This is a genomic window from Jeotgalicoccus aerolatus (assembly GCF_014635205.1).
GTDB classification, from domain to species: Bacteria; Bacillota; Bacilli; order Staphylococcales; family Salinicoccaceae; genus Jeotgalicoccus; species Jeotgalicoccus aerolatus.
In genome coordinates this window covers 1-905 of the sequence record NZ_BMCN01000010.1, presented here as the reverse complement: position 1 = coordinate 905, position 905 = coordinate 1, and the positions used below count along the sequence as shown (strand labels likewise).

Genomic DNA, 905 nt, shown 5'->3' with positions numbered 1-905 from the left:
ATTTTGATATGTTCATGATATTTCCAAGTTAAAATTGAACTTTTATGCTAATGTTGAATTAAAATTTTGAAATATATAGTTTATGACTCAAATTCAAATTAAGATGAAAAAGCATAAAATAAATAAAGGAATAAAGTTTCATTTTTTGTTCCATGTATACTCATTTAAAAATTATCTTAGTAACATGATGCAAGGATTGAAAAGTTGCCATATTTCCAGTCGCAGTCAATTCAAAAGTGAGGAGGGGGCATTCACTTTGAAATCCTCTTAGACAATAATAGGGAAGGGTCCCCGGACAGGACCGAGTACAGGCTCCTGGTACAGCAGAAAGGCCTGAATGGGCATATCTNCATTCACTTTGAAATCCTCTTAGACAATAATAGGGAAGGGTCCCCGGACAGGACCGAGTACAGGCTCCTGGTACAGCAGAAAGGCCTGAATGGGCATATCTCTCTGGGGATAGGGCACTGCTTTCTGGGGAACAGGCAGGACTTTGGACTGAGAAAGGGACAGCACGGACTGAGGAGGAAACATGACAGTTGGAGGAAGAGGCTGGTGAGGCTGGTGCATCCAAGACTGGAGCAGAGGCAGAGGAAGGTGCAGATTTTCAACATCAGTGAGAGTCAGGCTCTGGCTTTCAGTAAAGGGCTCAACTGGATATTTAGGGAAGGGCATTTCTTTGTGCTTAGGAGCCATAGCCTCCTTCACTTTGGAGACTCCCATTACTTCAGGCTGAAGGAAAGGCGGCACCACCACAGGGGTTTGAGTAAGAGGAGGGATGTTTTGTGGGAGGCTGTTAGGGATGGGCCCAGGGAAGGGATAGACTAGAGACTGTGTCTGGGCAAAGGGGTGGATTTTATCCTGGAGTTCATCCTCTGTTTGCTGCTGTTCCTCACTCTGAAACT

Annotated in this window: 1 protein-coding gene; it reads right to left on the bottom strand. The window is 44.4% G+C overall.

The window, feature by feature from the left end; translation table 11 throughout:
• Positions 1 to 369: 369 nt before the first annotated feature.
• On the bottom strand, positions 370 to 905 hold a 536-nt coding region (locus IEU81_RS11130), incomplete at its 5' end, for a hypothetical protein (RefSeq protein WP_188352529.1).